The sequence below is a fragment of the Delftia sp. UME58 genome (assembly GCF_014170385.1).
GTDB lineage: Bacteria > Pseudomonadota > Gammaproteobacteria > Burkholderiales > Burkholderiaceae_C > Comamonas > Comamonas acidovorans.
Window position 1 is genome coordinate 1 of sequence record NZ_LZZV01000016.1, and the last position, 1,774, is coordinate 1,774.

Below are 1,774 nucleotides of genomic sequence, written 5' to 3' on the forward strand. Positions count from 1 at the left end.
CCAGAGACCCAACTCTGAATCCAGGCGATGTCTGCCTGGATTTTAAAATTAGGCCTAGGGAACTGGGCGACCTTCGCAAAGAAGGTTGTAAGGTTCTCCGGGCCTTGATTTTGAGGGTTTGGGAAAGAGAAGGTGAATGGGTATGCCGCGGGTGTAGCTCAATGGTAGAGCAGAAGCCTTCCAAGCTTACGACGAGGGTTCGATTCCCTTCACCCGCTCCAAGATTTTTAAATGCCCATGTGGCTCAGTGGTAGAGCACTCCCTTGGTAAGGGAGAGGTCGCGCGTTCGATCCGCGCCATGGGCACCACAAATTTCCAAGTTCTTTTCTTCAGTCTGAAGCGCAATCCAGGTCAGGAGTCAGCCATGGCAAAAGGCAAGTTTGAACGTACCAAGCCGCACGTGAACGTGGGTACGATTGGTCACGTTGACCACGGCAAAACGACGTTGACGGCAGCTATCACGACCGTTCTGTCGAACAAGTTCGGTGGCGAAGCCAAGGGCTACGACCAGATCGATGCGACTCCTGAAGAAAAGGCTCGCGGCATCACGATCAACACGGCCCACGTCGAGTACGAAACGGCAGCGCGCCACTACGCGCACGTTGACTGCCCGGGCCACGCTGACTATGTGAAGAACATGATCACGGGCGCGGCTCAAATGGACGGCGCGATCCTGGTCGTGTCGGCCGCTGACGGTCCGATGCCGCAAACGCGTGAGCACATCCTGCTGTCGCGCCAGGTTGGCGTGCCGTACATCATCGTCTTCCTGAACAAGGCTGACATGGTTGACGACGCCGAGCTGCTCGAGCTGGTGGAAATGGAAGTTCGCGAACTTCTGTCGAAGTACGACTTCCCGGGTGATGACACCCCGATCGTCAAGGGTTCGGCCAAGCTGGCGCTGGAAGGCGACAAGGGCGAACTGGGCGAGCAAGCCATCATGGCTCTGGCCGATGCGCTGGATTCGTACATCCCGACGCCTGAGCGTGCTGTTGACGGCGCGTTCCTGATGCCGGTTGAAGACGTGTTCTCGATCTCGGGTCGCGGCACGGTGGTGACTGGCCGTATCGAACGCGGCATCGTCAAGGTCGGCGAAGAAATCGAAATCGTGGGTCTGGTTCCGACGGTCAAGACGACTTGCACGGGCGTTGAAATGTTCCGCAAGCTGCTCGACCAAGGTCAAGCCGGCGACAACGTGGGCATCCTGCTGCGCGGCACCAAGCGTGAAGACGTCCAGCGCGGCCAAGTTCTGGCCAAGCCGGGCTCGATCACCCCGCACACGGACTTCACGTCCGAGGTGTACATCCTGTCCAAGGAAGAAGGCGGCCGTCACACTCCGTTCTTCCAGGGCTATCGTCCCCAGTTCTACTTCCGCACGACGGACGTGACGGGCACGATCGAGCTGCCGGCCGACAAGGAAATGGTTCTGCCGGGCGACAACGTGGCCATGACGGTCAAGCTGTTGGCTCCGATCGCCATGGAAGAAGGCCTGCGTTTCGCTATCCGTGAAGGCGGCCGTACCGTCGGCGCCGGCGTCGTCGCCAAGATCCTGAAGTAAGCAATACCCAAGTGGGTAGAGAGGACGAAAAGTCCCTCTACCCATTTTTGCCGTAAAAGTGTTATGATGTTTGGCTCCGCGATCGTTTGCGCCTAATTTCCTGAAAAGGTAGGGTGGCAGGCCCGGAAAGTCAGTGAATGTAGTAGTGCAAGCCAGTAGTGTTTTAGGGGCATAGCTCAATTGGCAGAGCGTCGGTCTCCAAAACCGAAGGTTGTGGGT

Annotated in this window: 1 protein-coding gene and 2 tRNA genes; all 3 read left to right on the plus strand. The window is 57.8% G+C overall.

Annotated features, from left to right (window positions below; genetic code table 11):
* Positions 1-147 precede the first annotated feature (147 nt).
* The 3 genes from A9976_RS06485 to tuf all read left to right on the plus strand — a co-directional run bounded on the left by A9976_RS06485 (position 148) and on the right by tuf (position 1,555).
* Positions 148-221 (plus strand) — tRNA-Gly (locus A9976_RS06485).
* A 12-nt stretch (positions 222-233) separates the two neighbouring features.
* Positions 234-308: transfer RNA gene (locus A9976_RS06490), tRNA-Thr, on the plus strand.
* A 56-nt stretch (positions 309-364) separates the two neighbouring features.
* Positions 365-1,555: an elongation factor Tu gene (tuf, locus tag A9976_RS06495; RefSeq protein ID WP_183017046.1), complete on the plus strand. Its 1,191-nt coding sequence runs from the start codon at positions 365-367 to the stop codon at positions 1,553-1,555.
* The last annotated feature ends 219 nt before the right edge of the window (positions 1,556-1,774 follow it).